Below are 4,228 nucleotides of genomic sequence, written 5' to 3'. Positions count from 1 at the left end.
GACACCTTCTCCCAGAATCGACATCCACTCGGATCGAGTCCGATGCCACATTCCGTAGATCAGCCCAAACCCCAGGATCATGCCCAAGGTCACCAGCGGCAAAAACAGAAGCTGGCCGTTCTCGCCGCCCTGAGGCACGTAGAAGTAACACAGCACGACCGAGAAAATCGCACCGGCGATCAGTGACAGCGTGACGCCACGTTTGGGATCGTCCGCCAGATTGCCTAAGCCAGGCACGAACGACAAGGCACTCAAAACGCCGTGGACCACCGCGGTCACCAACGCTCCGAGAAGCAACCCGACCGACAGGACCCAAAGAGGGGTCACAAAAACGGGCAGCCACTTGCCGACCTGAGCAACTGGCAACAAACCCGATTCAACGCCAGCAAAATCGGAGAACAGTGAAATAGCGGACCCAGCAATCATGCTTGGCGACTCGTGTCGAGAAAAGTACGAAATGAACCTTCGGTCAGGCTGCTACGCGAGAGCAACCCGTTTGGTTTGCCACCCAAACCAGGATTCAGCGGATTTGTTGCCATGAAAATCGTTCGGATTCCAGCGTCAGGCAAAACGAGCCTCAAGAGCCCGTCACGGACTTTGCACCGGGGGTTTTCTTGACCCCAACACGAAACCCACCCGTTGCCTTCAAATGCTGACGCAGTCGGGCCCGGCATGCCGCCGCGAACTGAGCCACCGTTTCGATGCGATAGTCAGGGTAGCTCCATCGGTGGTGAATCCAACGGCCACCAACATAGTTCAACGTGACCTCGGCAAAGATCCCGTCTCGCAGATAAATCCGATGATCGCGGTCCTTGATCGTTGCCAGCACCAACTTGGCCTGACTGACGTAACCGGGATCCAAATTCAACGGGCGAGGCTCAGGGTGCCGGTCCAATGCAGCGTATTCGGCCTCCCAGTCATTGGTGGTGTTCTTCCAATCCGCCAACCCAGCCGGATCGGCAAAATCGGCGATTCCGATCAGTTCCTTCGTCAAACCATCGCCCATTTCGGGTTTGTAAAACCCCCCGGCTTCGAAGGGACTGGGAGTGCCGAGCTCACCGAGTTCGCCCCACCGCTCCGCCAAACGCTGCTTTGCCCACTGACGTGCCTCTTCGTGCCGGGAAATCACGGCGCAGAAACGGACCACCGGCTCGATCAATCGAATTTCGCTCATTCCGTTTTCGCCATCCTCGCAGCACGCTTTTCCCCGTCCGCTTTGCCAACCGCTCCACGACAACCCTGCTGCAATCCTGGACGAAACAGGGCAGCGGTGTCAATCGACGGGATTTGGCCTCCAAACGCGGACTACCGAAACCCGAAGCGAATGATATCCTGATTCGCGAAACGAGCGTGATTTGCTTGAGTAGCGAAACTCATCAAGAGCTTCGACTTCCTAGACGAAGTCCCGAAGCCCTAGACGAAGTCTCGACGACTTCCGCTACGGTGCCAAACCCCCATCCACTGACAACGAGTCAACATGCATCCCTGGATCGCGGATCGAACGGCCTCCTTTGATAGCAGCGGAATTCGAAAAGTCTTCGATCTCGCTGCGAAACTGAAAGACCCGATCAACCTGTCGATCGGGCAACCGGATTTTGACGTCCCCGAAGAGATCCAAGACGCCACCATCGACGCGATTCGCTCTGGCAAAAACGCCTACTCGCCCACCCAGGGCATCGCTCCTCTCAGAGAAAAACTGCTGGCGGAAGTCAACGCGAAGTACCCCGGTCAAGACCGAGACGTGTTCATCAGCAGCGGAACATCCGGCGGATTGGTGCTGTCGATGCTGTCGATGATCAACCCCGGCGACGAGGTGATCTTCTTGGACCCGTATTTCGTGATGTACCCCGCGCTGGTCAGCTTGTGTGGCGGGATCCCTGTCACGGTCGACTCCTACCCGGATTTCCGCTTGGATCCAGCCAAGATCGAAGCCGCGATCACGCCCAAGACCAAGATGATTCTGGTCAACAGCCCCGCCAACCCGACGGGGGTGACGGCGTCGGAACAAGACCTCCGGGACGTTGGCGAATTGGCCGCCAAGCACAACATCGCGCTGCTGTCAGACGAGATTTACAGCCGGTTCTTCTACGATAGCGACTTCGCTTCCCCCGCGACGACCAACCCAGACACCATCGTGATCGACGGTTTCAGCAAATCGCACGCGATGACGGGGTGGCGAGTGGGTTACGTTCACGGACCGCCCGAAATCATCGCGACGATGATGAAAATTCAACAGTATTCATTTGTCTGTTCGCCCCAGCCCGCCCAGTGGGGTGCCTTGCGAGCAATGGAGGTTTCGCTGGACGGCCACATCGACGATTACCGCCGAAAACGCGATTTCATGGTCGAACAATTGTCGCCCCACTTTGAACTCACCAGCCCCGGCGGCGCGTTTTACCTGTTCCCGAAAGCCCCGGGCAACGAAGGCGGAACAGCGTTTGTCGAACGCGCCATCGCCGACGGACTGCTGATCATTCCCGGCAAGATCTTCAGCCAGCACGATTCTCATTTCCGAATCAGCTTCGCGGCCAGTGATGGCACACTGCGACGAGGAGCAGAAAAGCTGATCAAGCTGGCTGGCGACAATCGCTGAACGATTTGTTAGCCTGCTGCGTTCCCAACGCAGAAATTTCCCACTTTCAAACATCCCTGATTGAGTTTTTGCATGTCCGCCGATCCGACCCAAAATCATCGCCTGGCCACCCGTGCTCTCCACGCGGGACAAGTCGCTGACCCAACGACCAAAAGCCGCGCGGTGCCGATCTACGCCACGACGAGCTATCAATTCGACAGCACGGATCACGCGGCCTCCCTGTTTGGATTGGCAGAATTCGGCAACATCTACAGCCGCTTGATGAACCCCACGGTCGACGTGCTGGAAAAACGCATCGCGGCGATGGACGGCGGAGTCACGGGACTGTGCTTCGCCTCCGGACAAGCCGCGATCACTGCGGCGATCCTGGCGATCGCTCACAGCGGACAAAACATCATCAGCAGCACCTCGCTGTACGGCGGCACCTGGACGCTGTTCACTCAAACACTGAAGAACCTCGGCGTCGAAGTTCGCTTCTTCGATCCCGATCACCCCGAAAAAATTCACGAACTGGTCGACGAAAACACGCGACTGGTTTACATGGAAAGCATCGGCAACCCTAAGAACGATGTGCCGGACTTCAAAGCCATCGCGGACGCTGCCCACTCGGCACCTCACGGCGCAATCCCCGTGCTGTGCGACAACACCGTGATGACGCCCTACTTGCTGCGTCCAATCGAACACGGCATCGACATCGTGATCTACAGCACGACCAAGTTCTTGGGTGGCCACGGCACACACATCGGTGGCTGCATCGTCGACAGCGGGAACTTCAAATGGGCCGATCAACCTGAAAAATGGCCCGAGTTCTGCGGCCCCAGCCCTTCCTATCACGGAGCTGTTTTCGAAGAACACCTGCGGGGCATGGGCAACATCGCCTACAACGTTCACATCCGCACGCACTGGTTGCGTGACACGGGTGCTGCGATGAGCCCCTTCGCAGCGTTCCTGTTTTTACAAGGCATCGAAACCCTTCATCTCCGTATGCCGCGTCACTGCGAAAACGCGATGAAGGTGGCTGAGTTCCTGGAAGCTCACGACGCCGTGGAATGGGTCAATTATCCCGGCCTGAAATCGCACTCACATCACGCGATGGCTGAAAAATACCTGCCCAATGGCAAAGGCGCCATCCTCGGGTTCGGAATCAAAGGCGGCATGGAAGCGGGCAAGAAGTTCATCAACGCCTGCCAACTCTGCTCGCACCTCGCCAACATCGGCGACGCCAAAACGCTGGTCATTCACCCCGCCAGCACCACGCACCAGCAACTCACCGAAGACGAACAACGTCGTGCCGGTGTCAGCCCCGAGTACATCCGTGTTTCAGTCGGCATCGAAGACATCGATGACATCCTCGACGACCTGAAACAGGCTCTCGCCGTTGCATCCGCGTAACCGAAGAAGCAAACGAAACGTTGCTTCCGAAACACAGGGTCTCCCGCGAAAATGCTTCCGGGAGATCGCTTCGGAAAACGCGAATCGAAAGCCAAACCTCCATGGGTGAGCCTTCCAACGAGGACCTGTCTAGCACCGACGATGTGCGGACCGACGCTCCTTTGACGCATGCCAAGTACGTGACGTTTGACCAACCGCTGCCCCTTCAGCGTGGCGGCGAACTTCCCGACGTTCGGTGCTGCT

The 4,228-nt window shown here is 57.6% G+C and carries 3 protein-coding genes and 1 pseudogene; 2 read left to right on the top strand and 2 right to left on the bottom strand.

Features of this window, described 5'->3' with window-relative positions; all coding sequences use genetic code 11:
* A pseudogene (locus tag ACF8AM_RS23565) lies at window positions 1-426 on the bottom strand (ABC transporter permease); the annotation flags it as partial.
* A 151-nt stretch (window positions 427-577) separates the two neighbouring features.
* A complete protein-coding gene (locus tag ACF8AM_RS23560; RefSeq protein ID WP_392558000.1) occupies window positions 578-1,174 on the bottom strand; it encodes a DUF4416 family protein in 597 nt (198 codons plus the stop codon).
* Between the two features lie 303 nt (window positions 1,175-1,477).
* Here ACF8AM_RS23560 and ACF8AM_RS23555 point away from each other — a divergent pair, with 303 nt between their 5' ends.
* Together ACF8AM_RS23555 and ACF8AM_RS23550 are read left to right on the top strand one after the other, a co-directional pair.
* Window positions 1,478-2,593 carry a pyridoxal phosphate-dependent aminotransferase gene (locus ACF8AM_RS23555; protein ID WP_392557999.1) on the top strand — a complete coding sequence of 372 codons (1,116 nt, stop codon included), beginning with the start codon at window positions 1,478-1,480 and terminating at the stop codon, window positions 2,591-2,593.
* A 72-nt stretch (window positions 2,594-2,665) separates the two neighbouring features.
* Window positions 2,666-3,985 carry an O-acetylhomoserine aminocarboxypropyltransferase/cysteine synthase family protein gene (locus ACF8AM_RS23550; RefSeq protein ID WP_392557998.1) on the top strand — a complete coding sequence of 440 codons (1,320 nt, stop codon included), beginning with the start codon at window positions 2,666-2,668 and terminating at the stop codon, window positions 3,983-3,985.
* Window positions 3,986-4,228: the final 243 nt, after the last annotated feature.

Origin of the sequence: Rhodopirellula sp. JB055 (genome assembly GCF_043100905.1) — a bacterium.
Taxonomy (GTDB): Bacteria; Planctomycetota; Planctomycetia; order Pirellulales; family Pirellulaceae; genus Rhodopirellula.
The sequence above is the reverse complement of the archived record's forward strand: the minus strand, read 5'-3'. Positions and strand labels throughout refer to the sequence as shown.